The sequence below is a fragment of the Stenotrophomonas sp. A3_2 genome (assembly GCF_036624925.1).
GTDB lineage: Bacteria > Pseudomonadota > Gammaproteobacteria > Xanthomonadales > Xanthomonadaceae > Stenotrophomonas > Stenotrophomonas hibiscicola.
Map to the genome: position 1 here is coordinate 1 of NZ_JAZKVY010000171.1, position 332 is coordinate 332.

Annotated in this window: 1 protein-coding gene; it reads right to left on the reverse strand. The window is 74.1% G+C overall.

Features of this window, described 5'->3' with window-relative positions:
- The coding region (locus R5H29_RS05455; RefSeq protein WP_332328878.1) for a hypothetical protein at positions 1–332 on the reverse strand (332 nt) is incomplete at both ends.

Consider the following 332-nt stretch of genomic DNA (forward strand, 5'->3'; position numbering starts at 1 on the left):
TGGGCCGGAGCGACGTAGGCCTGGATGGCGCCGTTCCCGGCATCGCCGCCGGCCACCGCGAGATTCTGCGTCACAGCCGTCTCGGGGGCGGCGACGTTGGTCGTGCCGTTCGCGGAGGCGAGGGCGCTCACCGGCATCGTCATCCCTACGGTCAGGAGTCCGACGAGGCCCATGACACCGACGGAGAACGAAGCGGCGGCAACGCGACGCCCGCTGCGGCGCTGGGGCGTGGCATCCACGGGCAGACCCCGCGTGACCGGACGCGTCGCGGGGGCGACGGGCTCGGCGGCGGGCTGCTGCACGGGGTTCTCGCCGGTGAAGGCGAACAGGCG